The organism is Kitasatospora sp. NPDC032121, assembly GCF_055580145.1.
Window position 1 is genome coordinate 218,360 of the sequence record NZ_JBVILX010000003.1, and the last position, 26,239, is coordinate 244,598.

Below are 26,239 nucleotides of genomic sequence, written 5' to 3' on the forward strand. Positions count from 1 at the left end.
CACGCCCCCCCCCCCCCCCCCCCCCCCCCCCCCCACCCCCCCCCCCCCCCCCCCCCCCCACCCCCCCCCCCCCCCCCCCCCCCCGCGCCCCCCCCCCCCCGCGCTCGTAGTGGAGCATGGTGACGCCGTTGGTGAAGCGGTGGGTGTCCTTGAGGGTGAGCGGGACGGGGTGGTCGGCGGGGCGGAAGAAGAGGGTGCCGCGGCCGAGGACGACGGGGTGGACGTAGAAGCGGAACTCGTCGATGAGGTCCTGGGCGAGGAAGGACTCCGCCAGGTTCGCGCCGCTGAGGGCGAGGTCGCCGCCGGGACCGGCGGTGAGGGCGGCGACCGACTCCGGGGTGACCTCGCGGACGACGGTGGTGTTCCAGTCGGCGCGGTCGAGGGTCCGGGAGAAGACCGTCTTCGGCATCGCGCGCCAGATGCCCGCGAACTCGGCCACCGTGGCGTCGGCGTCCGGGTCCTGGTCGGCGGTGGGCCAGACGGAGGCCATCAGCTCGTGCGTCACCCGGCCGGAGACGAAACCACCCATCCGGGCGAGCACCCGGTTGAAGTGGGTGTGCACCTCGTCGTCGACGAGGTTCCAGCCGAGGTCGTGGTCCGGACCCTCGAAGTAGCCGTCGACCGACACGGAGACGAAGAGAACGATCCTGCGACGCATGGCACCCCACGGGGAGGACGGTCCGCCGCCCTCCCGCCGGAGCGGGCAGGGCGGCGGACGGGGATCAGATCAGGGTGCTCCAGTAGTACCAGAACCGGTTGAGGACCAGCAGCGCGATCACCGCGTACCAGAGCGCCGGGACGACCCAGTGGTAGCGGGCCGCCTCCCGGACGGCCACCCGCAGCCGCGGGCCCACCGGGATCACACCGGAACGCAGGTTGTGCAGCGTGGTGTACCAGAACAGCGGGATCACCGCGGCCCACACCACCATGCAGTACGGGCAGAGCGCGCCGATCCGGTACAGCGCCTGGTACATCAGCCAGGTCACGAAGCCGACCCCGAACACCGTCCCGGCCTGCAGGCCCAGCCAGAACCAGCGCCGGAACGCCGCCCCCGAGAGCAGCCCGGCACCGACCGCGACGACCACCCCGAAGGCGACCAGCCCGATCAGCGAGTTGGGGAAGCCGAAGGCCTCCGCCTGCTCGCTGCGCATGATCGAACCGCAGCTGATGATCGGGTTGATGTTGCAGTTGGGGACGTACGACGGGTCCTCCAGCAGCCGGATCTTGTCCAGCGTGAGGACCGTCGAGGCGAACAGGCCGACCGCGCCCCCGATCAGCAGCAGCCAGGCGAACGGGCGGCTCGCGCCGTACGTGGGCCGTACGGCGGGGGAGCCGGCCGTCATCCGGTCACCTGCTTGACCATCGCGGTGAACTGCTCGGGGGAGACGGCCTTGCCGTTGCTGAGGACGTCCAGCTTCCTGCCGTCCAGCTTGACGGTCGGGGTGCCGGTCACGTCGCTCTTGTTGAACTCCTCGTTGACCTTGGCCGCCCACGGGGCGTAGGTCTGGTCGGTGACCGCCTTCACGAAGGCGTCGGTCTTCAGACCTGGCACCTGGCCGGCCAGGTCCAGGATGTGGTTGACGTCGCCGAAGGCGTCGCTGCGCTCGTCCGGCTGGTTGGCGTACAGCACGTCGTGGAAGGCCTTGAACTTGTCCACGCCCTCGTTCAGCGCGGCGCCGGCGGCGGCCAGCGCGGTGCGCGAGCCCTTGCCGCCGAGGTTGTTGTCCAGGAACGTCGCCAGGTGGTACTCGACCTTGTAGGTGCCCTCGTCGGCGAGCTGCTGGATCGCCTTGCCGGTGGTCGTCTCCAGCTGCTCGCAGAACGGGCAGCGGAAGTCCTCGTAGACCTCCAGGGTGTGCGGGGCGTCGGCCTTGCCGTAGGTGATCACGGTGCCGCCGGTGCCGCCCGCGTTGGCCGGCACGACCAGCGGGCCGTTCGCGGAGCCCGAGCCGGAGGAGCCGCCGACGGCGAAGGCCACGCCCGCCGCCAGGGCGAGCACGGCGGCGGAGGCGCCGCCGACCACCACCCGGCGGCGGATCCGGTCGGAGCGCTCGGCCTGGGCCCGGGCGGCGCGCATGCGGTCGGTGGCGGAGGCCTTCTTGTCGGCCTTGCGAGTGTTGCTCATGGGGTGTCGTCCTGTGCTCTCGGGCGTACGGGGAGGCACGCGGTCGGTCGGGGACCGCGTGGAGGGGCCGGTCGGGGACCGTGGGGAGGGTCGGGGACCGCGGGGAGGGGAGAGAACAGCCGGTCGAGCGGGCGGGAGCGCCGTCGCTCAGGCGGCCAGGGCGAACACCGGCGGACCGCGCCGGACGGCCGGACGGACGACGACGTCCTCGGCGGGGACCAGCGTGCGGCTGGCCCGGGGAAACGGCACCCGCGCCGGCGGACGGGCCGGCAGCGGGGCGAACAGCAGCCGCAGCCAGCGGGCGGCGGCGGGCAGGTGGCGGTGCAGGAACTCGCCCAGCATCCGGACGGCACCGGCCAGGCAGCCCAGCGCGGCGTCCGCGCGGCGCAGCCAGTAGGCGCCGGCCAGCGCGATCACCGTGTGCAGCACGAGCAGGAGCAGCAGTACGCCGGTCTGCGCGGAGGCGCCGTGGCCGAGCAGGAACCCGCCGAGCGAGCCGCCGCCGCACAGCAGCGGCCGCAGGCCGTGCCCGGCACCGGGCGGCAGCGAGGGACAGGTGCTCTGCGCGAGGTCGAACAGCGCGCCGGTGCCCAGCTGCAGCGGCAGGAACACCGCCGCGATCGCCGGGTAGCCGCGCTCACGGCCGGCCAGCGCGAAGGCCACCGCGAAGACGCCGGCGAAGGCCGGCAGCATCGGGCCGACCGGCAGCTCACGGCCGGTCACCAGCACCTGGCCGAGCCCGGCGAGCAGCACGACCAGCGCGGCGAAGACCGCCGCGCGGAGCGTCCTGGTGACCGGGCCGATGTCCATGGGACCCGAGTCTGCCACAGGTTGAAACTGGAACGGTCTGCCGGGTGGTGAGCTGTGAACAGCTTCACCACCCGTCCTGAGCTGGGCTTATGCAGCGCTTACGGGCGGTGGTGGTCGGGGGCTGGGCCGGGGGCCGGGGCGGGGGTGTCCGACGGTTCCGAGTGGGCCTCGGCGGCGTTCACCCGTGCCTCGACCAGCTCCCGGAAGTGGTCCAGATCCTCGCGCACCGCCCGCTCGATCGCCCCGGCCTGGGCGAAGCCGCGCGGCCCGCCGAACTCCCGGTGCAGCGCCTCCGGGTCGTACTCCACCCGGATCTGCAACCGGGTGTGCCCGGCGTCGAGCGGCAGCAGCGCGAAGGCGCCGCGCAGCCGGGGGGCGTCCGTGGTCCGCCAGGACATCACCCGGCCCCGGCCGCGGTCGGTGATCTCGGCGTCGACCGAGCGCTCGTCGCCGTCGATCTCCACCCCGAGGTGCGCGAGGTTCCGGCCGTGCGGGTGGGCGCTGCGGACGCCGTCGACGAATCGGGGGTACTCGTGCACCCGGTGGAGCTGCTCCCAGGCGGCGAGGACGGGGGCGGCGATGTCGATCTGTTCCTCAAGGGTGCTCATGGGGCGGTGCACCTCCCTGTGTTCCAGCCTGCGCCCTGGGGGTGGGGTGGGCAATGGGGGTGCTGGGGTGGACGGGGGGCTTTCGGGAGGGTGGGGGGCCGGGGGCGGCTCCGGGGGTGGGCGCTCCGGGGGCTGGATGATTTTCAGACTGCCAACCCTGGCGGTGGGGTGTTGAGACCGTTGGCAGTCTGAAAATCACCCGCCACGCCCCTCTCCGCACCCACCCCCTCCGCCGCCCCCTCCCGCAGCGCGTCCCTCTCGCTGGGGTGGGGAGGGGTGGGTGGGTGGTTGCTGCGGGTGGGGATGTTCCCCTCGCTGGGTGGTGGGGTGGGAGGGGTGGGGGGTGGGTGCTGTGGGTGGGGATGTTTCTCTCGCTGGGGGTGGGGTGGGTGGGTCGTTGCTGCGGGTGGGGTCTGGGGCTTGTGGCGCGCGGGTGGGGGCGGGGTGGGGGAGACTGGGCGCATGCCGGAGCTGCCTGAGGTCGAGGCGCTGAGTGCCTTTCTGTCCGAGCGGTTGACCGGGCGGGTGATCGCTCGGGTGCAGCCGGTGGCGATCAGTGCGTTGAAGACGTACGACCCGCCGGTGACGGGGTTGGAGGGGCGGACGGTCGGCGGGGTGAGCAGGCGGGGCAAGTTCCTGGACATCGAGGTGGAGGGGCTGCACTTGGTGGTGCACCTGGCTCGGGCCGGGTGGTTGCGGTGGAAGGACAGGCTGCCCGCCGAGCCGCCGCGGCCGGGGCCGCGCAATCCGCTGGCGTTGCGGGTGCGGCTGGCGGGGGAGGCCGGGGACGGTTTCGAGCTCACCGAGGCCGGGACGAAGAAGGGGCTGGCGGTGTACGTGGTGCGCGATCCGGCCGAGGTGCCGGGGGTGGCCGGGCTCGGGCCGGACCCGCTGGACCCGGGGTTCGGCCTGGAGGACTTCGCTGGGCTGTTGCGCGGCGAGCGGCGGCGGCTCAAGGGGGTGCTGCGGGACCAGAGGGTGCTGGCCGGGGTGGGCAACGCGTACTCGGACGAGGTGTTGCACGCGGCGCGGATGTCGCCGTACAAGATCGCCGGGAGCCTGACGGAGGACGAGGTGGCCCGGCTGTACGAGGCGCTCGGCGGGACGTTGCGCGAGGCGGTGGAGCGTTCGCGGGGGCTGGCGGCGGGGGAGCTGAAGGCGGAGAAGAAGCTCGGACTGCGGGTGCACGGCAGGGCCGGCTCGCCGTGCCCGGTGTGCGGGGACACCATCCGCGAGGTGTCGTTCGCGGACTCCTCGCTGCAGTACTGCCCGACCTGCCAGACCGGAGGCAAACCGTTGGCGGACCGGCGGCTGTCGCGGCTGCTGAAGTGACGCCTCCGTCCGACGGGGCCCGTCGGACGGAGGCGTGCCGGTGGCGTCAGCGCTTGATCGCGACGCCGCCCCAGTAGTACGCGGCCTTCGGGTCCGCCGGGGGCTCGCCGTCCGGGCGCCAGGCCAGTACCGGGGCGACGCCCGGCTCGACCAGCTCCCAGCCGTCGAAGAAGCGGACCACGTCGTCGTAGCCGCGCGGCACCAGGGTCATGCCGCCGGCCCGGGCGGCCTCGGCGACCTTGCCGACGGCCTCCGGGTCGAAGTCCGGGGTGGGGGTGGTCAGCGCGATGCAGCTGCCGACCGGCAGGGCGTCGCGCAGCGCGGCGACCCGGCCCCACGGGTCGTCCTCGTCCGCGATCAGCATCAGCACGGCGATCATCAGCAGGCCGACCGGCTGGGTGAGGTCGAGGGTGGAGGTGAGCGCCGGGTCGGCGAACAGCTCCTCGGGCTTGCGCAGGTCGGCGTGGATGTAGGTGGTGCGGCTGGCCGGGCTGGAGACCATCAGCGCGCGGGCGTGGGTGAGCACGATCGGGTCGTTGTCGACGTAGACCACCCGGGTCCCCGGGCTGACCGCCTCGGCGATCTCGTGGGTGTTCGGCGACGTCGGGATGCCGGTGCCGAGGTCGAGGAACTGGCGGATGCCGTGCTCCTGGGCGAGGTAGCGCACGGCCCGGCCCTGGAACGCCCGGTTGGCCTTGGCCATCGCCTTGACGCTCGGTACGGCCTGCTCGATGGCCTGCCCCATGGCGCGGTCCGGCGGGAAGTTGGTCTTTCCTCCCAGCCAGTAGTCGTAGACGCGCGCAGAGTGCGGGGCGGTGGTGTCGACACCGAAACGTTCCCACTGGCTGAGCTCGGTCGCGTGGTCGTCCTGCTGGCCCTGGTGGGGGAAGTCCTGACTTGTCGTCATGGCCACGTCCTCTGATGGCAGATCATCACACTGGGGAAGGCACAGCGTAGCGGGCCCGGGAGGAGGCGGGGCGTCCGGTCGGGGAAGATCCGTGGAAGAATCCGGGAAACGGGGTGTGCGGCCGGTGCCCCTGGGCCGTCGGAGTGGTGATCGGGTCCGTCTGAGTTGCCTCCGGGGAGCGGCGGTGGCGGCCGGGGGAAGCATCCACAATGCTGTCAGATCGTCACATTACTTCGCGTAGATTGCTGCTGGTCGCGGCCGGAATGTCCCTCCTGGGGACGGCTGCCGGATGTCGGAGCACCTGGGGTGAGGGGGAGGGCGGCGCCACGGCGGGGGCGACCGATGCCGCCGCCCCGTCCGCTCCGGCGGGGCCCGAGGGGGCGGGGGGCGAGCCGTCCGCCGCGCTGTCGGCGGCCACCCCGGGGAGCGGGCCGTCCACGGTGACCTCGCCGGTGCCGCCGTCTGGGGCCCCGTCGGCCAGCGTGCCCAGTGCGCTGCCCCTGCGCAGGGCGCTCAGTGAGGAGGAGGGCAAGCCGGTGTACGACCTGGACCCGGATCGGCGGGTGGTGGCGCTCACCATCGACGACGGCCCGGATCCCCGCCACACCCCGACCGTGCTGACGCTGTTCGAGCAGTACGGGGTCAGGGCGACCTTCTTCCTGATCGGCGAGAACGCCGTCGAGCACCCCGCCCTGGTGCGGGAGATCGCGGACCGCGGCCACCACATCGCCAACCACACCTGGACCCACCCGGACCTGCGGCACCTCCCGGAGGGCAAGGTGCGGGACGAGCTGGAGCGCACCTCGGACCTGCTGCAAAGGACCACCGGTCGGCAGCCCACCTGGTTCCGCGCGCCGGGCGGGGACTGGTCCCCGACCGCGCTCAAGGTGGCCGCCGACCTCGGGATGCGGAACATGGCCTGGTCCGTGGACCCGCGGGACTGGGCGCGGCCCGGGACCTCGGCGATCATCGACCGGGTGCTCAAGAACGTCCGGCCCGGGGCGATCGTGCTCAACCACGACGGCGGCGGGGACCGGTCGCAGACGGTGGCGGCGCTGAAGGCGTACCTGCCGGTGCTCGTCGACTCCGGGTACTACTTCACGGCCCCGCCGAACTGAGTGGGATTTCCGGTGGCTTTCGAATGAAGGCAGGTAGCGGTTTCAACCTCTGAATCACTCGAATAGGTGGATTAGAAGAAGCGTTTCTGCGGATTTTGGGCCTCTAGGGTGATCTCGCATCACTAACCGGGTACCGCCGAGTACCACCTGAAAGGCCCTCACCCATGCGTCTCCGCAACGCCGTGCTCGCCGCCGCCAGTGCCATCGCCCTCGTCCTCGCCGTTCCGTTCTCCGCCAATGCCGCGGAGGGCGACTTCCTCTACAAGGTCGGCCCGGGGGTCGTCACCGGCCTGGCCGACCCGAAGAGCGGTACGTGCATCGACCTGCCGTGGACGACCGAGGCCGACCCGGGCTTCGCGCCGGAGAACCTCACCCGCTCCACGGCCACGGTCTACCTGGCCGCCGACTGCGCGGGTGACGTGTTCTACGTCATGAACCCCGGCAAGAAGCTCGGTGACCGGCTGAAGCTGCGCTCCGTCGTCTTCTCCTGAGCGAAGGGGGAGGGGGAGGGGCGGGCGCGGGGGCGAGGTCAAGGGGGCGCGGGGTGGCCCGGGCCGGACGGACGGCGTAGGTTCGAACTGTCCGGCCCGGTCGCCGGCGCCTCGCCGTGCCCGTACGTCCTGCCGTCGCCGCGCGGCCCGCTGAGCCCGTGGTCGGGCGCTGCAGCCTGGGCGGAGCGAAGGAGGGCCTGGGATGACCGGCAACGGCTACGCGCACCCCGAGGCGTTGGTCCACACCGAATGGCTGGCCCATCACCTGGACGACGGGACGATCCGGGTCGTCGACGTGGACGAGGACACCGAGGCCTTCGACCGGGATCACATCCCCGGGGCGGTCGGCTGGAACTGGACCACCGATCTGCACAGCCAGGTCGGCCGGGACTACATCGACCGCGACGGCGTCCAGCACCTGCTGCGGGCGGCCGGGGTCGAGGACGACACCACGGTGGTGCTCTACGGCGGCAACAACAACTGGTTCGCCACCTACGCCTACTGGCTGCTGCGGCTGCGCGGCTACGGGCCGGTGCGGCTGCTGGACGGCGGGCGCAAGAAGTGGGAGCTGGAGGGGCGGGAGCTCACCCACGAGGTGATGGACTACCAGCACAGCGGCTACCGGCTCGACGGGCCCGAGCGGCCGGAGCTGCGGGCGCTGCGGGACGAGGTCCTGGCGAAGGCCGAGGTGTTCGCCAAGCCCGGCGCGGACGCGGTGCTGGTGGACGTCCGCTCGCCCGCCGAGTTCCGGGGCGAGCTGATCGCGCCCCCGCACCTGCCGCAGGAGCAGGCGCAGGTGCCCGGGCACATCCCGGGCGCGGTCAACATCCCGTGGTCGCAGGCGGCCAACGACGACGGGTCGTTCCGCTCGGCGGAGGAGCTGCGGGCGCTGTACGGGGGGAAGGGCGTGGAGCCGGAGCGCGAGGTGATCGCGTACTGCCGGATCGGCGAGCGGTCCGCGCACACCTGGTTCGCGCTCACCGAGCTGCTCGGCTACCCGCACGTCAAGAACTACGACGGCTCGTGGACGGAGTACGGCTCGCTGGTGCGGGCGCCGGTGGTGCTCGGGGCGTGAGGGGCGGGCGGGGGTGAGACGGCGTGACGGCTTCGCGGCAGTGCTGCGAAGCGGTCATGTCGGTGCGTTTCTTTTCATGAACATCTCACGAGTGGGGAGTGAGAGCAGGGCCTCCGGGACAAGGATCGATCCGACCCAATCGTTCCGGTGATCCCTGGAGGACCACGTGCGCAAGAGACTGATCGTCTCCGCTGCCAGTGCCCTGAGCCTGTTCCTGGCCGTCCCCGCCTCGGCTACCGACTTCCAGCCCGGCGCGGCCGGGGTCGGCGACCCGTACTACCCCACCTACGGCAACGGCGGGTACCGCGTCTCGCACTACGACATCCGGCTGAAGTACCAGCCCGCCACGGACGAGCTGGAGGGCACCACGACCATCCTCGCCACGGCGACCCAGAACCTCTCCCGGTTCAACCTCGACTTCGCGCTGAACGTCTCCGAGGTCCGGGTCAACGGCCGGCCGGCGACCTTCGCCACCAGCGGGGAGCAGGAGCTGGAGATCACTCCCGCCCGGCCGCTCGCCAAGGGCAGCCAGGCCACCGTGGTGGTGCGGTACAAGGGGGTGCCGTCCACCGTGAAGAAGTACGGGTTCACCAGCTGGCACCGCACCCCGGACGGCGGGATCGCGGCCAACGAGCCCGAGGCAGCCTGGTGGTGGTTCCCCAGCAACGACCACCCGAGCGACAAGGCCACCTACGACGTCTCCGTGCTGGTACCGGACGGCACCCAGGCGATCAGCAACGGCCTGCTGACCGGCACCACCTCCCAGGCGGGCTGGACCCGGTACAGCTGGCGCGAGAACAAGCCGCAGGCGACGTACCTGGCCACGCTGGCGATCGGCAAGTTCGACGTCACCCGGGACACCACACCGAGCGGGCTGCCGGTCTACAACGCGTACAGCAAGGACCTGGGCGAGAACGCGGATGCCGCCCGGGCCAGCGTGGAGCGCACCGGCGAGCTGGTGGACTGGCTGAGCGGCTACTTCGGCGAGTACCCGTTCAGCTCGGTCGGCGGCTACGTCCCCAACGTCCCGACCGGCTACGCCCTGGAGACCCAGACCCGGATCTTCTACAGCCCCCGGCAGTTCGCGAAGGGCTCCAACACCTCGGTGGTCGTGCACGAGTTGGCCCACCAGTGGTACGGCGACAGCGTCTCGCTCTCGCGCTGGAGCGACATCTGGTTGAACGAGGGCTTCGCCCGCTACGCCCAGTTCCTCTGGTCGGAGCACGAGAACGAGGGCACCGCACAGGAGTTGGCCGACTACGTCTACGCCTCGCACCCGGCCGACGACCCGTTCTGGACCGTCAAGCCGGGCGACCCGGGCCCGGACGACCAGTTCGCGAGCGCCGTGTACGATCGCGGCGCGGTGGCCGTCCAGGCGCTGCGCAACGCCGTCGGGGACGAGAAGTTCTTCCGGATCCTGAAGGGCTGGCCCACCGAGCGTCGTTACGGCAACGCCACCATCCCGGAGTTCCAGGCGTACGCGGAGAAGGTGTCGGGCCGGAAGCTCGGCGACGTGCTGAACACCTGGCTGTTCACGGCCGGCAAGCCGGCCGTCGGGCCGGTGGCGCCGGGCGCTGCGGCCGTCGCCTCGCCGGCGCCGGGTGCGGAGACGGGCGCGGCCAAGGCGCAGGCGCAGCTGCCGGTGGAGCCGAAGTCCTGGAAGAAGATCCAGGAGACCAACTCGGTCCACGAGGCCCACAACTGACGACGGATCGGCTTCGAGTGGCGTGACGGCTTCGCGGCAGTGCCGCGAAGCCGTCATTTCGGCGTGTTTCTTTTCATGAAGGTCTCACGATCGGGGAGTGGGAGCGGGGCCTCCGGGACAAGGATCGGTTCAACCCAATCGTTCCGGTGATTCCTGGAGGACCATGTGCGCAAGAGGTTGATCGTCTCCGCTGCCAGCGCGCTGAGCCTGTTCCTGGCCGTCCCCGCCTCGGCTGCCGACTTCCAGCCCGGCGCGGACGGCGTCGGCGACCCGTACTACCCGACCCTCGGCAACGGCGGGTACGACGTCTCGCACTACGACATCCGGCTGAAGTACCAGCCCGCGACCGACGAGCTGGAGGGCACCACGACCATCCTCGCCACGGCGACCCAGGACCTCTCCCGGTTCAACCTCGACTTCACGCTGAACGTCTCCGAGGTCCGGGTCAACGGCCGGCCTGCGACCTTCGCCGCCAGCGGCGATCAGGAGTTGGAGATCACTCCCGCCCGGCCGCTCGCCAAGGGCAGCCAGGCCACCGTGGTGGTGCGCTACAAGGACGTGCCGTCCACCGTGAAGAAGTACGGCGGCTACACCGCCTGGCGCCGTACCCCCGACGGTGCGGTCGCGTCCGGCGAGCCGGTGTCGGCCGGGTGGTGGTTCCCCAGCAACGACCACCCGAGCGACAAGGCGACCTTCGACGTCTCGGTCCAGGTGCCGAACGGCACCCAGGTGATCAGCAACGGCGTGCTGGCCGGCACCACCTCCCAGGCGGGCTGGACCCGGTACAGCTGGCGGGAGAACAAGCCGCAGGCGACGTACCTGGCGACACTCGCGATCGGCAAGTTCGACATCACCCAGGACACCACGGCCGGCGGGCTGCCGGTCTACAACGCCTACAGCAAGGACCTGGGCGAGAACGCGGATGCCGCCCGGGCGAGCGTGGAGCGCACCGGCGAGCTGGTGGACTGGCTGAGCGGCTACTTCGGGGAGTACCCGTTCAGCTCGGCCGGCGGCTACGTCGCCAACATCCGGTCCAGCGGCGCCCTGGAGACCCAGACCCGGGTCTCCTACGGCCCCGGGCTGTTCGCCAAGGGGTCCAACACCTCCGTGGTCGTGCACGAGTTGGCCCACCAGTGGTACGGCGACAGCGTCTCGCTCTCCCGCTGGAGCGACATCTGGTTGAACGAGGGCTTCGCCCGCTACGCCCAGTTCCTCTGGTCCGAGCACGAGAACGAGGGCACCGCACAGGAGTTGGCCGACTACATCTACGCCTCGCACCCGGCCGACGACCCGTTCTGGACCGTCAAGCCGGGCGACCCGGGCCCGGACGACCAGTTCGCGAGCGCCGTGTACGATCGCGGCGCGGTGGCCATCCAGGCACTGCGCAACGCCGTCGGGGACGAGAAGTTCTTCCGGATCCTGAAGGGCTGGCCCACCGAGCGCCGTTACGGCAACGCCACCATCCCGGAGTTCCAGGCGTACGCGGAGAAGGTGTCGGGCCAGAAGCTCGGCGATCTGCTGAACACCTGGCTGTTCACGGCCGGCAAGCCGGCCGTCGGGCCGGTGGCGCCGGGCGCCGCGGCCGTCGCCTCGCCGGCGCCGGGTGCGGAGACGGGTGCGAGCCGGGCGGCGCAGGCGCAGCTGCCGGTGGAGCCGAAGTCCTGGAAGAAGATCCAGGAGACCAACTCGGTCCACGAGGACCGTCACTGACGGCAGGCGGGAAGGAGTCGGCGGTTCCGCGCGTACGGCGGGACCGCCGGCCCGGCCTATGCCGCTCCGGGGCCGTCCGCCGCCAGCAGCTCGGTCAGGCGGCGGACGGCGAAGGGTATGAGGTCGCGGACCGGGATCAGGCGGCAGGGAGCGTCGCCGACCAGCACCTCCCGGATTCCCGCTCGCTCCTCGAACTCCCGCCCCACGACCGGGAAGTGGGCGCCGTTGTCGTCCGCGACGTCCGGCGCCTCGATCCAGACCCGCTCGCCCTGGATCGCCATCGGGAAGCGGCGGAGCTTGAGCCGACGGTTGGGGGCGAAGGTCTCGGCGTAGTGCAGGAAGGTGTTGCGGTTGTGACCGACGCCGACCAGCAGCACGTAGCCGCCGAGATCGTGCAGCGCACCGAACGGCGACTCCCGACCGACGGCGAAGCCGAGCGAGCGCCGGGCGGTGACCTCCTTGGCGTGCGCGCCGACGGCGGCGACCGAGACCTGCGGGTGGCTGCTGCGGAGGCTCTCCGGCAGGGCGCGCAGCGCCTCCGCCACCGCGCCCGTGGTGGCGGGCAGCCCTGGGTGGAAGAGCGGGACGGCGGCGCGGAGCTCGGCGACCCCGGGGCCGGGCGGACCGCTGTGCCCGGGGGCCGGGTCACGGACGGTGTCCGAGGTGAAGGTGGGCGCGGCGACGGTGCCGCCGGGCCCGACCGCCTCGCGCAGGCTGGCCACCACGGCCGCCGCGCCGCCCTCGACCCGGCCGAGGCTGGAGAGCGAGGAGTGCACGATCAGCGCCATGCCCGCACGGACGCCCACCCGGTGCCAGCCCTCCACGAGGTCGGCGGTGGTGAGCGGGCCGGTGCCCGGTGTGGTCATGGTGCCCCCTGGTGACGGTGGTGCTGTTCGTGCTGGGATCGTTCGAGGCCGACCATAGCGTGTGGCACTGACAGGCGGTCAGGACGGCCTCGGGGTCAGGCGTGGGCGGAGGGCCCTGCGGCGGTCCGGGCCTCGGCCCCGGAGTCCGCGGCGTCGGCCGGGCGCGGCCTCGGGTGCGCCTTCGGGCGCGGCTTCGGTGGCGACCTCGGCGTCGGCCACGGCGTTGGCCTCGGTGGGGATCAACTCCTCGACACCGTAGAGGAACCGCTGCATCGCGGAACGTGGGAGCACCGACGGATCCGCCGTCATGGCCGGGCTCAGCCCGCAGCGGGCTGCAGTTGCAGGGGGACGTCCAAGAGGACTTCACCGTCGGCGGCTTGGCGGAGGCAGTCGGCCTCGTCGGGGAGCAGTCGGGTGTGCAGTGAGTCGTGCAGGTGCGGTAGCTGCTGCAGCGCCGTGAGCAGGGCGGGCAGGGGCCGCCCCGGGCCCAGCGGTGCCGCGGTGGCGATGTTGTAGCGCGGCGCGTCGGCCGGCGGCAGCTGTCGTACGGCGTCCCAGATGGCCCGTTGGCCCCAGGTGGCCGGTCCGGACCACTGAAGCAGTTGGCGCGCGCCCAGGCAGCGGGCGCGGCGCTGCTGCGGGGGCTGGGCCGCCGCTGAGCGGCGGGCCCGTCGGGTGCCCGTCGCGGCACCGGTGGCGCTCGGCCCTGTGAGGGGTCGGGCGCCACCGGCGTTCCCGGGGGTTCCACAAGTCTCTTGATGTGAAGTATCTTGATGTCGAGATTGATTTCGGGACGGATGTCGAGTGCGACGGGGGACCGCCATGCGGGGGAACGGACTGATAGCGCAGCTGCGGCGGCCGCCGGGCGGGCGGGACGCGCGGATCATGCTGCTGGCGCAGTGCGTCGACCGGACCGGCACGGGGGTGTGGGCGGCGGCCTCGGTGCTCTACTTCACCTACGTCTGCGGGATGGACGCGCGGCAGCTGGGTCTCCTGCTCGGGGTGGGCGCGGTGGCGGGGATCGCCGGGTCCCCGCTGGCCGGGCGGGCGGCCGAGCGGGTGCCGGTGCGCCTGCTGCTGATCGGCTGCCACCTGCTGCGGCTGAGTGCGATGGCGCTGCTGCTGGTGGTCGACGACTTCGCCGCGCTGCTGCCCGTGGTGGCCCTGATCTGCCTGGCCGAGCGGGCCGCCAAGACGCTGGAGATGCTGTTCGCGACCCGGGTCGCGGGCGAGCGGCGGGCCACCTACCAGGCGCTGTTCCGCAGCGTGGCCAACGCGGGGTACGCGCTCGGGGCGGGCGTCGCGGCGATCGGGCTGGCGGTGGGGACCACGTCCGCCTACCGGGTGCTGATCCTGGCCAACGGGCTCTCCTACGTGCTGGCCGCCCTCCTGGTCTGGCGCACCCGGGAGCCGTCCGGGCGCGGCCTGGTCGCGGCGAAGGCCGGGGACGAGCCCGGCGGGGCGCCGGCCGCCCCGCCGAACCCCTGGCGCGACCGCGGCTACCTGCGGTTCGTCCTGCTGGACATGCCGCTGAGCCTGGACGACTCGATCCTCAACGTCGGGCTGCCGCTCTGGCTGGTCCACCACACCGGCGCGCCGCACGTCGTCGTCCCGATCTTCCTGGTGCTCAACACGGTTCTCGTGGTGCTGCTGCAACTGCGGGTCTCGGCCTGGGCGGAGGGGCCGCTCGGGGCGGCCGCGGCGGTGCGCTGGTACGGAGTGACAGTGCTGGGCGGCTGCCTGCTGATCGTGCTCGCCACCGGCGCCGGGCCGGTCCTGGCCTCGGTCGCGCTGCTGGCCGCGGCGATCCTGGTCACCCTGGCGGAACTGCTGCGCTCGGTCAGCTCCTGGGAACTGGCGGTCGTGCTGGCCCCGCCGGGCGCCCGGGCCTCGTACCTGGGGGTCGCCGGAATGTCCCAGTCGGTGCAGAAGTCGGTCGGTCCGCTGCTGCTCACCGGTGTGGTGATGGCCGCCGGGCCGATCGGCTGGCTCGGACTCGGCGCGGCGACCGTCGGCCTCGGCGCGCTCCAACGCCGGTACAGCCTCCGGCGGTTGGCGACGCTGGCCGAGGTGGACGGTGGCACGGGGGACGGCGGAGCGGGTGCCGGCGGGGCGGGTGCCGGCGGGGCGGAGGCCGAGCCGGTGCGGTCGCCCAAGGCCTCGGTGGGTTGAGCCGACCCCCGGGCCGTTCAGCGGGCGGCGCGCCCGCAGTTCGTCGTCGGCGTGCTCGACGAGGACGGCCTGGGACCGACCGGCGCGGACCCTGATGATCCACAACCGCATCGTCCGACGGAGAAGCGGTGCGGACAGGGAACATCCCTGACCCGAGACGTACACGGATGGTCCAGGGGGCCGAGACCGGGTCGTTCCGAGGGGCGATGACCGGCGGCGCCCCCGACGGCAGTTTGGGGCCATGATGAACGACAAGAAAATGAATGGGCATCAGTTCCACTCACGCGCACGGCGTTTCGCCTCGGGTGCGCTCGCGCTCGGGGTGACGTCCGCGCTGCTGACGGCACTGGTACCCGGCGCGGCACAGGCGGCGGACACGGAGACCGACCGCGGCGGCTGGACCGCCAGGATCAGTCGGACCGAGTACGGCGTCCCGCACGTCCTGGCCCACGACTTCGGCGGCCTCGGCTACGGCTACGGATACGCCTTCGCCCAGGACAACCTGTGCCAGCTCGCCGACCAGGTGGTCACCACGCGCGGCGAACGCTCGCGCCGCTTCGGCCCCGACGGCCAGTCCGTCGACCGGGTCAGCAACCTGGTGAGCGACACCTACCAGCAGGGCGTGCTGCGCACCGGGACGGTCAAGCGCCTGCTGGCCACCCCCGCGCCGCTCGGCCCGACCGACGAGGCGCGGCAACTGGTGGACGGCTACGTCGCCGGATACAACCGCTACCTGCGCGACACCGGTGCCGACCACCTGCCGGACCCGTCCTGCCGGGGGAAGGACTGGGTCGGGCCGATCACCGCGGACGACCTGTGGAACATCCTCTACGAGGTCAACACCATGTCGGGCAGCGCCGCCGCCAAGAAGCAGATCGCCACGGCCGTCCCGGGCGCCGGGACCGAGCCTGCCGCCGCGGCCGCGCCCGCCGCCGGGGTCTGGCCCGCCGCCGGGGTCTGGCCCGCCGCCGGGGTCGGGCCCGGCGACGAGACGTCCGAGCAGGCGGCGGCCGTACCCCTGATCGGCGCTCCCGGTCGATCCGCCGACAACCCCGAACTCGGCAGCAACGCCTGGGCGATCGGGCGCGACGCCAGCCGCAACGGCAACGGTCTGCTGCTCGCCAACCCCCACCTCCACTGGGTCGGCCCGGAGCGCTTCTACCAGGCCCAGCTGACCATCCCCGGCGTCCTGGACATCGCCGGCGCGGGAATCTACGGCATCCCGTTCCTCCAGATCGGCCACACCCGCGGCCTCGCCTGGAGCCACACCACCAGCTACGCGGACCACTACGCCCTCCACCGGCTCACCCTGGTGCCCGGCGACCCGACCGCCTACCTGGTGGACGGCAAGGTCGAACGGATGGTGCAGGAGAAGGTCCAGGTCGCCGTCCGGGCCGCCGACGGGACGCCCACCACCGTCGACCGGACCGTCTACCGCTCCCGCCTCGGCTACGTCCTCGCCGACGGCTGGACCGGGCAGTACGCCTACACCTTCGGCGACGCCAACGCCGAGAACCTCCGCTCGCTGAACCAGTGGCTGGCGATCGGCCGCGCCCAGAACCTCGACCAACTGCGCCAAGCCCAGCGCACCTACCAGGGCCTCCCCTGGGTGTACACCACGGCCGTCGACTCCACCGGCACCACCTGGTTCACCGACGCCTCCGCCGTCCCCCACCTCCCCGACGAGCAACTCGGCCGCTGCCTCGCCGCGGTCACCCCCCTCGGGCCGGTCCTGGACGGCTCGACCACCGCCTGCGACCCGGGCAGCGACCCGGACGCGCTCGTGCCCGGGGTCTTCGGCCCCGCCAAGCAGCCGAGCCTGACCCGCACCGACTACGTCGCCAACGCCAACAACGGCCCGTACCTGACCAACGCGGACGCCCCGATCACCGGCCTGCCCACCGTCTACAAGGGCGCCTCCGAACGGATGCTGCGCTCGCAGCTGAGCCTGCGCATGATCGCCGACCGCAGGGCCGGCACCGACGGCCTCGGCGCCCCCGGCTTCACCCTCGGCACACTGCAGGCGACGATGTTCGGCAACCGGGTGCAGAGCGCCGAACTCGACCGCGACGACGCCGTGACCCTCTGCCGCGCCCACCCGGTGATCGCCGGCTCCGACGGCAACCCGGTCGACGTCCGCCCGGCCTGCGACGTACTCGCGGCCTGGGACACCCGGGCCGACGCCGACAGCCACGGCACCGTGCTCTGGCAGGCCTACCGGGACGCGCTCGCACGCACCGGCACGACGGCCTGGCAGACCGTCCCCGCCGATCCCGCCCAGCCACTGACCACCCCGCGCGGCATCGACGCCGCCAACCCCGACGCCCAACGCGCCCTGGCCGACGCGGTCAAGGACCTGGCCACCCGCGGCCTCCCCGTGGACGCCCCGATCGGCAGCGTCCAGCGCTGGGCGGGCATCCCGCTGCACGGCTGCTCCCACCAACTGGGCTGCTTCAACGTGGTCATGACGGCCGGGCCGGACTCCGGCACCGGAGGCGGCACCTACCCGACCAACCTCCGCACCGTCCCGCACGGCGCCAGCTTCGTGATGGCGACCGAACTCACCGACCACGGCCCGCGCACCCGCACCCTGCTCACCTACGGCGAGTCCGCCAACCCGACCTCACCCCACTACACCGACCAGACCCGCGCCTACGCGCGCAAGCAGTGGATGACCGAGCGCTTCACCGAAGCGGAGATCCGCACCGCCCCGGGCCTCACCGTCACCACCCTGCGGCGCTGACCCGCCCCACCACCGACCGCACACCGGGCGGCCGCCGTTCCCGCAACGGCGGCCGCCCGCGCGTGGACCGGGCAGTGCGCCTTCGACAACAGACAGGCGCCCGCCTGTGTGGCAACGGCCGGGACCACATCACCGAGAGACCGCTGGAGAGCATGCAGCAGCTCGTGCAGGTCTGCCCCGGAGGCGGCACCACCCGCGAGCGCGGGGCCGACGCCGTGGGAGCCGCTCACCACCGTGACCGATGGGAGCAATCCCCGCGAGCGCGGGGCCGACGCGCTTCGGCGCCTTCGGCGGTCACCAGGGCGAGAGCAATCCCCGCGAGCGCGGGGCCGACGACGGCAAGTCGACGCTTGCCTACGAAACGGCGGAGCAATCCCCGCGAGCGCGGGGCCGACAACGTCTGCACGACGTTCGCCGGCGCGTCCTCGGAGCAATCCCCGCGAGCGCGGGGCCGACGAGGAGGCGCAGCACCGCATGTCCGAGCAAGACGAGCAATCCCCGCGAGCGCGGGGCCGACCTGACGATGGACTCGAAGCCCTCGGTGAAGCGGGAGCAATCCCCGCGAGCGCGGGGCCGACGCAACGATCGCGTGGACGCTGGACTGGGGCTGGGAGCAATCCCCGCGAGCGCGGGGCCGACCCGACTCGCGTCCACCTGGAGACCAAACCTCCGGAGCAATCCCCGCGAGCGCGGGGCCGACCCGCTGCCGACGTACTACTGCAAGACGAACGGAGAGCAATCCCCGCGAGCGCGGGGCCGACCCCTGATCGAGACCGGCGGGCTCACAGCCGCAAGAGCAATCCCCGCGAGCGCGGGGCCGACCGGTGGGGGACGGGACTCAAGGGAAGCCCGGAGGAGCAATCCCCGCGAGCGGGGCCGACACTTTCTGACCTGCAGTGATGCTCCTCAGAGGGCGTCGATTGATTCAGTTCGATTCGGTAAGCGAGCCGTAGCCGCGGTCATGTGGTGTCGTCATCTCTTCTTACTGCCAAGCCGATTGTCGGTGCTGCGTTCCAGGCTTTCGGAGCCTACTCGCACACGAAGGTAGGGGCGAGGGCTTGCGCCCGGCCGGCCATGGTACCCATCCCAGGCCAAAGGTCGGCCGGGCGGGCCGGGTTCTGCCAACCTGCTGCTGTCGCACATGCCGGCACCGCGGCGGTGGACGCGGCCGCAGTCTCATCGCCCCTCGACGGTTCGCGAGGGCAGGGGAGCACAGGTCTCCCCTGCCGAGCTTCGGCCCCGCACACGCATGCGGAGGTGGCCCAAGTGATGATCCGTCGCGCCGATGAGGCGGTCGGTGACCGGGGGTGCGAGCAGGCCCGACCCCGGTGTCAGATGCGGGTCGCGGTGATGACGTGGTAGTCGAGGAGGTTGTCGCGCCAGGCGGTGAGGAAGTGGCGGGACCAGTGGGCGGTGGGGACGGTGTCGGTGAGGTAGCGGTCGAGGCCCGGCCAGACGTGGGTGCCGATGGATTCGGTGGTGATGTCGGTGAAGCCGTGGCGGGTGAGGTCGGCGGTGAAGCCGTCGAGGGGGTGGGGGATGTCGAGGCCGTCGGCGAAGCTGGCGAGCATGATCTTGAGGCGTTCGGCGGCGTCGGGGCCGGGGGCGGTGAAGAAGGTGGTGACCACGAGCCGGCCGCCAGACCGCAGGACGCGGGCGGATTCGCGGGCGAAGCCGTTGAGTTCGCGGAAGTGCTGGGCGGCTTCGACGGAGTAGACGCCGTCCAGGTGGCCGTCGGAGAACGGGAGTTCGTCCGCGGCGCCGAGGGTGTATGCCAGCCGATCGGGGTACGTGGCCAGGGCTCTCGCGTTGACGGCGCGGGCGCGCTCGATCTGGTCGGGGTGGATGTCCACCCCGGTCACCGCCGCGAAGCGGAACTCCCGCAGGGCGAGGGCGCTTCCGAGGCCGCGGCCGCAACCCACTTCCGCGAGCCGGAGCCGCTCCCGCGGCTCGGGGAACTCCCGCAACACCCGCCGGTACAGCTGTTCCTGGCTGCGCACCCGGTCCTCGGGGGTCGGGGCGGCGAGGTCGATGCCCTCCCAGTAGCCGAAGTTGATGAATCCGCCGGCGAAGCTGGCCGCCTGGGCCAGATCGTCGGTGCCGTAGGTCCGGCGCACGGTCGGGGGGATGCGGTTGTGGTCCATGGGCCGCTGGGTCTCCTGCTCGGTGGGTGCCCGGCCGTCGGGCGCGCCGAGGTACGTACCCAAACCTGTGGTGGTCCGAACACGGTACGTGATGGCGGGGGTTCCGGGGGACGGTGGGGGCGCGGTGGTGTCCCGAGGGGCTCGGGGCACCGCCGCGCGACCGGGGTGGCTAGCGGGTGAGGTCGGCCGGGGTGTCGAGCCTGGTCAACTTCTGCGGGTTGCGCACGACGTAGACGCGGGTGATCAGGCCGTTCTCCACCGTGAGGCTGACCACCGAGGGTTCGCCGCCGATGTCGATCCGGCCGCCCGGTGCGCCGTTGAGCCACACCGTGGCGGTGTCCGGCGCGACCGGCAGCCGCCCGATGCGCGCGAGCAGGGCCGCGACCGCCTCGGCACCGCGGATCGGGGCCGGCGCGGCCGCCGCGATCCCGCCGCCGTCGGCGATCAGGACGACGTCCGGCGCCAGTGCCTCCATCAGGTCCTGCAACCGCCCGGTGCGCAGGGTCTCCAGGAACCGCTCCACCACCCGCTGCTGCTCGGTGCGGCTCACCCGCACCCGGGGCCGGCGGGCCGCCACGTGTCCGCGGGCCCGCCGGGCGACCTGCCGTACGGCGGCCGAGGTCTTGCCGAGGGCTTCGGCGATCTCCTCGTACGGCAGCTCGAAGACCTCGCGGAGCACGAACACCGCCCGTTCGGTAGGCCCGAGTGTCTCCAGTACGGTCAGCATCGCGAACGAGACGCTCTCCGCGAGTTCGACGTCCTCGGCGACGTCCGGGGTGGTGAGCAGTGGTTCCGGCAGCCACTCGCCGACGTACTGCTCGCGCCGGCGGGACAGTGTCCGCAGCCGGTTGAGGCCTTGGCGGGTGACGATCCGGATGAGGTACGAGCGCGGGTCGTGCACCTGCCCGTGGTCGACCTCGGCCCACCGCAGCCAGGACTCCTGCAGCACGTCCTCGGCGTCGGCGGCGGAGCCGAGCAGCTCGTAGGCGACGGTGAAGAGCAGGCCGCGGTGGGTGACGAAGGGGTCCTCGGTCATGCCGGCGACGCTCCGGCCGGGGCGCCGTCGGCGTTGCCGGTGGCGGCGGTGCGCCGGGCCAGCGGGACGTCGCAGGTGTCGGAGAAGCCCTGGGAGCGGACGCCGTTGGCGGTGTTGTTCCTGGTGGCCATGTTGACGAAGGCGACGTAGGCGGTGAGTTCGACCATGGCCGCCGCGCCGAGCTGGTCCAGCAGGCTGTCGTACAGCTCGTCGGTGACGGCCGGCGGGGTCACCGTCATGGCCTCGGCGTACTCCAGCACCTCGCGCTCCAGCGGCGTGAACACCTCCGCCGCCCGCCAGTTCGGCACCTGGCTGGCCTTGGCGAGGTCCAGGCCCTGGTTCTGAGCGTGGAAGTAGCCGACGTCCAGGCACCAGCCACAGCCGACCTGCGCGGCCACCGCCATGTGCGCGAAGGACTTGAGTCCCTCGTCGAGCGCGTCCCACTCGGCGATCCGGCGGGAGAAGTCCAGGTTCGCGGTGGCGACGGCGGGGTTGTGCCAGATCGCTTCGACGGGTTCGAGGGTGGTCCCGAAACCCTTGATCATGTTCTCGCTCAGTTCTGCGGGCAGCTGGGCCTTCGGCAGTCGCAGTGCCATGGTGTCGTCCTCCCGGTTCGGTGGGCTGTCTGGGTTGCCGGACATGAAGACACCGGAGGGCACACGGATGTGACAGGCGACTGGGGAAGCCGGAGGAAAACGGCTGGGGAAGCCGGAGGGAAAATGACCTCCGGAGGGGGAGGACGGTTCGCTACAGTCCGCGGGGACTTTCCGACCACCGCGAGGAGAACGACATCGTGAACGCCCCCGACGGCCGCCCCGCCCCGCCGCTGACCGGCGGTGAGCGCGAGATGCTGCGCGGCTTCCTCGACTTCCACCGGGCGACGCTGGCCCTGAAGTGCGAGGGCCTGACCGACGAGCAGCTGCGCCTGCGTTCCAGCCCGCCCTCGACGCTCAGCCTGCTGGGGCTGGTCCGGCACATGGCGGAGGTCGAGCGCACCTGGTTCCGCCGGGTGATCGACGGCGAGGACGTGCCGCTGGTCTGGTCGGAGGACGGCGACTACCAGGCCGCGTACGACCCGGCCGGCACCACCCGGGCCGAGGCCTTCACCGCCTGGCAGGCCGAGGTCGAGCACTCCCGCCGGATCGAGCGCGCCGCCCGGTCCCTCGACGTCACCGGCTACCAGGCCCGATGGGACGCCGAGGTGTCGCTGCGGCTGGTGATGCTCCACCTGATCCACGAGTACGCCCGGCACAACGGGCATGCGGACTTCCTGCGGGAGGCGATCGACGGGGTGGTGGGGGCCTGAGCGAGGCGGGGCCTGAGGGGGGGAGGAGGGGCCCTACCAGCCGAGGAGGTGGGTGCGGTGGGTGAGGGCGGCGAGGACGGAGTCGGCGGTCGCCTCGGGGGTGAGGTCGGTGGTGTCGAGGGTGTGGGTGGCGTCCTCGGGGGCCGGGCCGGCCTGGAGGACGACGTAGTGGAGGGCGGCGCCGGTGGTGCGGCTCTCGCGTCGGAAGGTGTCGAGGGCGGCGGGCGCCGCGGGGGATTCCACCACGACCTGGTAGCCGCGGGTGGCGTAGGCGAAGGCGGCCTGGGCGGCCGCGGCCAGGGCGGTGGCGTTCTGGCGCTGGGCCTCGGGCAGGTGGGGCGGGAGCTGGCCGCTGCGGATGACCCGCAGGAAGTCGTCGGTCCGCAGGTGGACGCTCGGGTTCAGCTCCCGGGCGAGCAGCTCCGCGACCGGGCTGTTCCCGGCCCCGGCCGGGTCGACGAGGACGAGGACGCCCCCGGCGCCCCGGCCGCCCCCGAGCTCCGGCCCACCTACGGTCGTACGGTTCACAGCTGCTGATCCCTTCGCGGGCCGGGGACGGTCGGGTAGCCGGGGCGGGGCGGTCGGAGTGCGAAGGGGCTGGTCGGCCCATATCCGGACAACCGACCGCCTCGTCCCTACGACTGATGCGTTTCGGGGATCAACCTAGTCCAAACGGGTGGCCCGAGTCGTCCCCCACCCGGTTCCTGGGCGGGTCGGCGAGATGACCTGGGGCCCGCCGACGGCCCCTACCGGTCGCCGGTGCGCAGCACGATCGGGTTGGTGAGCGCCGCCATCGGCCCCCAGGGCAGGTCCGGGCCCATCGAGTTGCCCCGGCCCGGGGTGCCGTCCGCCTTCGGGTGGCGCACCTCGGCCCGGACGTAGGCGGCGAGCGAGGCGGTGGTGCGCCAGATCACCGTGCCGGCGCCGTCGGCGGGCAGCGACTCCTGGTGCGTCTGCCCCTCGTCGGTGAGCAGGCGGACCGTCCCGCCGGGCACGCCGGAGACGGTGAGCCGGACGTCCAGCGGGGCGTCGGCCGGGACGGTCAGCTCCTCGCCGATGCCCGCCCGGCGGCCGTGTCCGGTGACGGTGAGGTCCAGCGTGACGGCGGAGGACTCGGCCAGCCAGCTGCGCCCGGCGCGCAGCCCGTCGAGGATCGCGTCCCGGGTGAGGTCCTCGGCGAGCACCACGGTGTGGGGGGAGCCGATGACCTGCGGTTCGCTGTGCGCGTCGCTGTTGCCCAGGGCGGGCAGCCAGGAGCGGCCCTCGCGCAGGGCGACGGCGAGCCGGCCGTCCCAGGTGTCCACCGCCGACTCGTCGTCATAGGTCCAGGGGCCGTTCCACACCTCGACGGCGTCGGCCTCCTCGTAGCCGAACTTCCACTGGCAGGCGACGTAGGGGCAGTACGGGTGTGCGGGCACCACCAGGCCGCCGGACCGGTGGACCTGGCGGACGAAGCGCGGGTACTCCTCGTCGCGCGAGCGGTAGCGCCAGTCGACGAACTGGCCGGGTTTCAGGCCGAGGGCCAGCCAGTGGCCGTTGCGGGTGGTGATCTCCTCGCCCGGCAGGATGAGCAGGTCGGGGCCGGCCAGCGGGCCCCAGGCGGCGTGCGAGGAGCTGGTGTTGTGGTCGGTCGAGACGATGAAGTCCAGGCCGGCCGCGCGTGCTCCGGCGGCCACCTCCTCGGGCTTGCGCCGCCCGTCGGAGTGGACGGTGTGCAGGTGGCAGTCGCCCCGGTACCAGGCCCGGCCGCGGCCGCGGGCGCGCTCGGCGGGGTACTGCGGGGTGGACCGCGGCTCGGGCGGGCCGAACCGGAGGGTGACCTCGACGTGGTAGTCCAGGCCCTGCGGGGCGACCTGGTAGGGGCCGAGGACGACGTGCCAGGTGCCGGGGTTGATCGGGCCGGGGAGGTAGCCGGGGGTCGCGGCGCCGCGGGAGAGGCTGAATCCGGTGCGGAAGCCGCCGGACCAGCCGCGGAAGCCGGAGCCGCCGAGGTCGGTGCCGCGTTCGTCGAAGATGCCGATGTCGCAGGAGTTGCCGGGGGTGCCGGCCGGGACCGGCGGCTTGTCGTAGCCGTAGGAGACGGCTATCTCGCGGACGCCCTCGGGCACCTCGACCGGGAGGTACACGAAGTCGGGGGCGCCGGTGGGCAGGTGGCCGGTGAGGGTGAGGGTGCGGTCGGCGGGCGTGGCGCCGGGGGCGCCGGGGGCGTCGGCGGAGGTGGCGTTCGCCTGGCCGGTGGTGGCGGCCAGGCCCAGGGCGGTGGCGGCGCCGGTGGCGAGGCCGGTGCGGAGCAGGTCGCGGCGGGCGGGCCGGGCCGGCTGCGCCGCGGGCTGCTCGGCTGATTCGGCGGCCGGCTGGCGGGTCGGCTGATGGGCCGGCTGGTGGGCCGGCTGATGGATCGGCTGGTCGGGGCGCGGGCTGCTGGGTTCGGTCGGCATCGAGGCCTCCGGATCGGGGCGGGTGGGTCGCTCGCGTGACTACCCCGGCGAGTGAACCGGGGGTGAGTCGGGGCCCACGGCGGTGGGGCGGGCCGGTGAAGAGGGGCCGGGCGGGGCCGGGGGCGAGTTGCGGTGAGTGACGAATGGTCGGTTCATAGTCATGTCATCAGTTGATGTGAGAAACAGCCTGAACGGGAGACGCCTGTGTCGGTGAGTCGGCGGACGCTGCTCATGGTGGTGGCTGGAGGGGCGCTGGCGGGCTGCGGGGGCAGGGCGGCGGGCACCGCCCCGGCCGCGCCGTCGGCCTCCGCCCCGGCCGCCCCGACGGCTTCGGCGGCCTCGGCGGTCTCGGCGACACCGTCCGGCGGGCCCGCGGAGGCCGCCGGGCCGACGTCCGCGCCGGAGTCGACTCCCCATCCCACGCCCGAGCCCGCGGGACAGGCCCCGCACGTGCCGACCCGGGCCGAGACGGTGGAGCGGTACGGCGCGCTGGCGCCGAGCGAGTGGGGGCTGGACGTCTCGGGGGTGGTCACCGCGCTGCCGGACGGCGTGAGCGCCATGGCGCTCACCTTCGACGCCTGCGGCGGCCCCGGCGGCAACGGCTACGACGCCGACCTGATCGACTTCCTGCGGGCGCACGACGTGCCGGCCACCCTCTTCCTGAACGCCCGCTGGATCGACGCCAACCCGGCCGAGTTCGAGCGGCTCGCCGCCGACCCGCTGTTCGAGATCGGCAACCACGGCACCGCCCACCGCCCGCTCTCGGTCACCGGCCGCTCCGCCTACGGCATCGCCGGGACGGGCGGCGTCGGCGAGGTGTACGACGAGGTGGCGGGCAACGCGCGGAAGCTCACCGGGCTGCTCGGGCACCCGCCGCGGTTCTTCCGCTCCGGCACCGCGCACTACGACGACGTCGCCACCCGGGTGGTCGCCGACCTGGGCCAGGGTGTGGCCGGCTTCACCGTGAACGGGGACGAGGGGGCGACGTACAGCGCGGCCGAGGTGCGGCGCCAGGTCTCCTCGGCCCCGCCGGGCGCGATCGTGATCGGTCACATGAACCACCCGGGCGGTGGCACGGCTCCCGGGGTGGCCGGCGCGGTGCCGGGGCTGCTGGCGGCGGGGCGGAGCTTCGTGCGGCTCTCGGACGTGCTGTAGCCGGGAGACCCGTGGCGGGGCCCGCCGCGAGGTGCGCGCCCCGGGGGAGCGTCGCGGTCCCGGCAAGGGTCCGGGAGACAGGCCCTACGCCAGGCGCAGACCGCCCGGGTGCTCCTCCTCGATGATCCGGACCAGCCAGTCGAAGACCGTCGGCCCCCGGCCCGCCCGGGCGGCCGTCAGCTCGGCGGTGATGTGCGCCCGGTTGGTCGGGTGGGCGCGGTCCAGCCGCCGTTCCAGTTGACGGACCGTCTCCGGGTAGCCGAGGTTGCGGCGGGAGGCCTCGTGGTGGCGCCACTCGATGACCCAGTCACCGTCGTCCGGCGTGCCGTAGCCACCGCGCAGACAGTCGGCGAAGGCGTCGAGGTTGCGGCCGAAGTAGCCGTCCGCCCCGATGGTCCGCCCGGCCGCCTCCCAGAAGTCCTCCAGGGTCTTGATCCCGTCGCCGTCGATCACATAGGTCACCGTCACGGGGACGAGGATATGCGGCGCCGACGGCGG

The 26,239-nt window shown here is 72.9% G+C and carries 23 protein-coding genes, 1 pseudogene and 1 CRISPR repeat array; of the genes and pseudogenes, 10 read left to right on the forward strand and 14 right to left on the reverse strand.

What is annotated here, in order from left to right; all coding sequences use genetic code 11:
- Positions 1–103: 103 nt before the first annotated feature.
- The 5 genes and pseudogenes from ACZ5OX_RS12045 to ACZ5OX_RS12065 all read right to left on the reverse strand — a co-directional run.
- A pseudogene (locus ACZ5OX_RS12045) lies at positions 104–658 on the reverse strand (dihydrofolate reductase family protein); the annotation flags it as partial.
- Positions 659–722: 64 nt separating this feature from the next.
- Positions 723–1,343 (reverse strand): vitamin K epoxide reductase family protein, encoded by a 621-nt coding sequence (locus tag ACZ5OX_RS12050; RefSeq protein WP_465629790.1) that lies wholly within the window; start codon positions 1,341–1,343, stop codon positions 723–725.
- Positions 1,340–2,125, reverse strand: coding sequence for a DsbA family protein (locus ACZ5OX_RS12055; protein ID WP_465629791.1), 786 nt, complete (start codon positions 2,123–2,125; stop codon positions 1,340–1,342). Before ACZ5OX_RS12055 ends, ACZ5OX_RS12050 begins: the two co-directional genes overlap by 4 nt.
- Positions 2,126–2,272: 147 nt before the next feature.
- The gene (locus tag ACZ5OX_RS12060) at positions 2,273–2,935 is read right to left on the reverse strand and encodes a hypothetical protein (RefSeq protein ID WP_465629792.1); all 663 of its coding nucleotides are present in this window, start codon (positions 2,933–2,935) and stop codon (positions 2,273–2,275) included.
- Between the two features lie 98 nt (positions 2,936–3,033).
- Entirely contained in the window at positions 3,034–3,543 is a 510-nt protein-coding gene (locus ACZ5OX_RS12065; RefSeq protein WP_465629793.1) for an SRPBCC family protein, read from the reverse strand.
- A gap of 462 nt (positions 3,544–4,005) precedes the next feature.
- Between ACZ5OX_RS12065 and ACZ5OX_RS12070 the strand changes: the two genes are divergently transcribed.
- A complete protein-coding gene (locus ACZ5OX_RS12070; protein ID WP_465629794.1) occupies positions 4,006–4,875 on the forward strand; it encodes an Fpg/Nei family DNA glycosylase in 870 nt (289 codons plus the stop codon).
- 46 nt (positions 4,876–4,921) lie between these two features.
- Here the strand turns inward: ACZ5OX_RS12070 and ACZ5OX_RS12075 are convergent, their stop codons facing one another.
- On the reverse strand, positions 4,922–5,782 hold the full coding sequence (locus tag ACZ5OX_RS12075; RefSeq protein WP_449787725.1) for an SAM-dependent methyltransferase: 861 nt from the start codon (positions 5,780–5,782) through the stop codon (positions 4,922–4,924).
- A gap of 482 nt (positions 5,783–6,264) precedes the next feature.
- Here ACZ5OX_RS12075 and ACZ5OX_RS12080 point away from each other — a divergent pair, with 482 nt between their 5' ends.
- From ACZ5OX_RS12080 to ACZ5OX_RS12100, 5 genes are all read left to right on the forward strand, one after another.
- Positions 6,265–6,900: a polysaccharide deacetylase family protein gene (locus tag ACZ5OX_RS12080; protein ID WP_449787724.1), complete on the forward strand. Its 636-nt coding sequence runs from the start codon at positions 6,265–6,267 to the stop codon at positions 6,898–6,900.
- Between the two features lie 164 nt (positions 6,901–7,064).
- Entirely contained in the window at positions 7,065–7,391 is a 327-nt protein-coding gene (locus ACZ5OX_RS12085) for a hypothetical protein (RefSeq protein ID WP_465629795.1), read from the forward strand.
- A 202-nt stretch (positions 7,392–7,593) separates the two neighbouring features.
- Positions 7,594–8,466, forward strand: a complete 873-nt coding sequence (locus ACZ5OX_RS12090; RefSeq protein WP_465629796.1) for a sulfurtransferase — start codon at positions 7,594–7,596, stop codon at positions 8,464–8,466.
- Between the two features lie 166 nt (positions 8,467–8,632).
- Positions 8,633–10,171, forward strand: a complete 1,539-nt coding sequence (locus ACZ5OX_RS12095; protein ID WP_465629797.1) for a M1 family metallopeptidase — start codon at positions 8,633–8,635, stop codon at positions 10,169–10,171.
- Between the two features lie 165 nt (positions 10,172–10,336).
- Positions 10,337–11,881, forward strand: coding sequence for a M1 family metallopeptidase (locus ACZ5OX_RS12100; RefSeq protein ID WP_465629798.1), 1,545 nt, complete (start codon positions 10,337–10,339; stop codon positions 11,879–11,881).
- A 56-nt stretch (positions 11,882–11,937) separates the two neighbouring features.
- Here ACZ5OX_RS12100 and ACZ5OX_RS12105 read toward each other — a convergent pair whose 3' ends face one another.
- Both ACZ5OX_RS12105 and ACZ5OX_RS12110 read right to left on the reverse strand, forming a co-directional pair.
- Complete coding sequence (locus ACZ5OX_RS12105) at positions 11,938–12,747, reverse strand: AAC(3) family N-acetyltransferase (RefSeq protein ID WP_465629799.1); 810 nt, start codon at positions 12,745–12,747, stop codon at positions 11,938–11,940.
- A gap of 78 nt (positions 12,748–12,825) precedes the next feature.
- The gene (locus ACZ5OX_RS12110; protein WP_465629800.1) at positions 12,826–13,038 is read right to left on the reverse strand and encodes a hypothetical protein; all 213 of its coding nucleotides are present in this window, start codon (positions 13,036–13,038) and stop codon (positions 12,826–12,828) included.
- 531 nt (positions 13,039–13,569) lie between these two features.
- Here ACZ5OX_RS12110 and ACZ5OX_RS12115 point away from each other — a divergent pair.
- Complete coding sequence (locus ACZ5OX_RS12115) at positions 13,570–14,919, forward strand: MFS transporter (protein ID WP_465629801.1); 1,350 nt, start codon at positions 13,570–13,572, stop codon at positions 14,917–14,919.
- Between the two features lie 259 nt (positions 14,920–15,178).
- Positions 15,179–17,662 carry a penicillin acylase family protein gene (locus ACZ5OX_RS12120; protein WP_465629802.1) on the forward strand — a complete coding sequence of 828 codons (2,484 nt, stop codon included), beginning with the start codon at positions 15,179–15,181 and terminating at the stop codon, positions 17,660–17,662.
- A 184-nt stretch (positions 17,663–17,846) separates the two neighbouring features.
- Positions 17,847–18,484: direct repeats of the CRISPR family, unit length 28 nt; unit sequence GAGCAATCCCCGCGAGCGCGGGGCCGAC.
- A gap of 509 nt (positions 18,485–18,993) precedes the next feature.
- Here ACZ5OX_RS12120 and ACZ5OX_RS12125 read toward each other — a convergent pair.
- The 3 genes from ACZ5OX_RS12125 to ACZ5OX_RS12135 form a co-directional block, all read right to left on the reverse strand.
- A complete protein-coding gene (locus ACZ5OX_RS12125) occupies positions 18,994–19,869 on the reverse strand; it encodes a class I SAM-dependent methyltransferase (RefSeq protein ID WP_465629803.1) in 876 nt (291 codons plus the stop codon).
- Between the two features lie 106 nt (positions 19,870–19,975).
- A complete protein-coding gene (locus ACZ5OX_RS12130; protein WP_465629804.1) occupies positions 19,976–20,842 on the reverse strand; it encodes an RNA polymerase sigma-70 factor in 867 nt (288 codons plus the stop codon).
- Positions 20,839–21,438, reverse strand: coding sequence for a carboxymuconolactone decarboxylase family protein (locus ACZ5OX_RS12135; protein ID WP_465629805.1), 600 nt, complete (start codon positions 21,436–21,438; stop codon positions 20,839–20,841). Before ACZ5OX_RS12135 ends, ACZ5OX_RS12130 begins: the two co-directional genes overlap by 4 nt.
- Positions 21,439–21,689: 251 nt before the next feature.
- Here ACZ5OX_RS12135 and ACZ5OX_RS12140 point away from each other — a divergent pair, with 251 nt between their 5' ends.
- Positions 21,690–22,148 carry a DinB family protein gene (locus tag ACZ5OX_RS12140; RefSeq protein ID WP_465630129.1) on the forward strand — a complete coding sequence of 153 codons (459 nt, stop codon included), beginning with the start codon at positions 21,690–21,692 and terminating at the stop codon, positions 22,146–22,148.
- Positions 22,149–22,181: 33 nt separating this feature from the next.
- On the opposite strand, the gene ACZ5OX_RS12145 is transcribed toward ACZ5OX_RS12140, so the two are convergent.
- Together ACZ5OX_RS12145 and ACZ5OX_RS12150 are read right to left on the reverse strand one after the other, a co-directional pair.
- On the reverse strand, positions 22,182–22,676 hold the full coding sequence (locus tag ACZ5OX_RS12145) for an ATP-binding protein (RefSeq protein ID WP_465629806.1): 495 nt from the start codon (positions 22,674–22,676) through the stop codon (positions 22,182–22,184).
- Between the two features lie 218 nt (positions 22,677–22,894).
- Positions 22,895–24,586 carry a CehA/McbA family metallohydrolase gene (locus ACZ5OX_RS12150; protein ID WP_465629807.1) on the reverse strand — a complete coding sequence of 564 codons (1,692 nt, stop codon included), beginning with the start codon at positions 24,584–24,586 and terminating at the stop codon, positions 22,895–22,897.
- Positions 24,587–24,817: 231 nt separating this feature from the next.
- Here ACZ5OX_RS12150 and ACZ5OX_RS12155 point away from each other — a divergent pair, with 231 nt between their 5' ends.
- Positions 24,818–25,741, forward strand: coding sequence for a polysaccharide deacetylase family protein (locus ACZ5OX_RS12155; protein WP_465629808.1), 924 nt, complete (start codon positions 24,818–24,820; stop codon positions 25,739–25,741).
- A gap of 84 nt (positions 25,742–25,825) precedes the next feature.
- On the opposite strand, the gene ACZ5OX_RS12160 is transcribed toward ACZ5OX_RS12155, so the two are convergent.
- The gene (locus ACZ5OX_RS12160) at positions 25,826–26,209 is read right to left on the reverse strand and encodes a barstar family protein (protein ID WP_465629809.1); all 384 of its coding nucleotides are present in this window, start codon (positions 26,207–26,209) and stop codon (positions 25,826–25,828) included.
- Positions 26,210–26,239 lie beyond the last annotated feature (30 nt).

What these genes read in the sequence shown, in the direction of transcription:
- ACZ5OX_RS12050 (WP_465629790.1), bottom strand. Translation starts at nt 1,343, where the DNA reads ATGACGGCCGGCTCCCCCGCCGTACGGCCCACGTACGGCGCGAGCCGC.
- ACZ5OX_RS12055 (WP_465629791.1), bottom strand. Translation starts at nt 2,125, where the DNA reads ATGAGCAACACTCGCAAGGCCGACAAGAAGGCCTCCGCCACCGACCGC.
- ACZ5OX_RS12060 (WP_465629792.1), bottom strand. Translation starts at nt 2,935, where the DNA reads ATGGACATCGGCCCGGTCACCAGGACGCTCCGCGCGGCGGTCTTCGCC.
- ACZ5OX_RS12065 (WP_465629793.1), bottom strand. Translation starts at nt 3,543, where the DNA reads ATGAGCACCCTTGAGGAACAGATCGACATCGCCGCCCCCGTCCTCGCC.
- ACZ5OX_RS12070 (WP_465629794.1), top strand. Translation starts at nt 4,006, where the DNA reads ATGCCGGAGCTGCCTGAGGTCGAGGCGCTGAGTGCCTTTCTGTCCGAG.
- ACZ5OX_RS12075 (WP_449787725.1), bottom strand. Translation starts at nt 5,782, where the DNA reads ATGACGACAAGTCAGGACTTCCCCCACCAGGGCCAGCAGGACGACCAC.
- ACZ5OX_RS12085 (WP_465629795.1), top strand. Translation starts at nt 7,065, where the DNA reads ATGCGTCTCCGCAACGCCGTGCTCGCCGCCGCCAGTGCCATCGCCCTC.
- ACZ5OX_RS12090 (WP_465629796.1), top strand. Translation starts at nt 7,594, where the DNA reads ATGACCGGCAACGGCTACGCGCACCCCGAGGCGTTGGTCCACACCGAA.
- ACZ5OX_RS12105 (WP_465629799.1), bottom strand. Translation starts at nt 12,747, where the DNA reads ATGACCACACCGGGCACCGGCCCGCTCACCACCGCCGACCTCGTGGAG.
- ACZ5OX_RS12115 (WP_465629801.1), top strand. Translation starts at nt 13,570, where the DNA reads ATGCGGGGGAACGGACTGATAGCGCAGCTGCGGCGGCCGCCGGGCGGG.
- ACZ5OX_RS12120 (WP_465629802.1), top strand. Translation starts at nt 15,179, where the DNA reads ATGAATGGGCATCAGTTCCACTCACGCGCACGGCGTTTCGCCTCGGGT.
- ACZ5OX_RS12130 (WP_465629804.1), bottom strand. Translation starts at nt 20,842, where the DNA reads ATGACCGAGGACCCCTTCGTCACCCACCGCGGCCTGCTCTTCACCGTC.
- ACZ5OX_RS12135 (WP_465629805.1), bottom strand. Translation starts at nt 21,438, where the DNA reads ATGGCACTGCGACTGCCGAAGGCCCAGCTGCCCGCAGAACTGAGCGAG.
- ACZ5OX_RS12140 (WP_465630129.1), top strand. Translation starts at nt 21,690, where the DNA reads ATGCTGCGCGGCTTCCTCGACTTCCACCGGGCGACGCTGGCCCTGAAG.
- ACZ5OX_RS12150 (WP_465629807.1), bottom strand. Translation starts at nt 24,586, where the DNA reads ATGCCGACCGAACCCAGCAGCCCGCGCCCCGACCAGCCGATCCATCAG.
- ACZ5OX_RS12155 (WP_465629808.1), top strand. Translation starts at nt 24,818, where the DNA reads ATGGTGGTGGCTGGAGGGGCGCTGGCGGGCTGCGGGGGCAGGGCGGCG.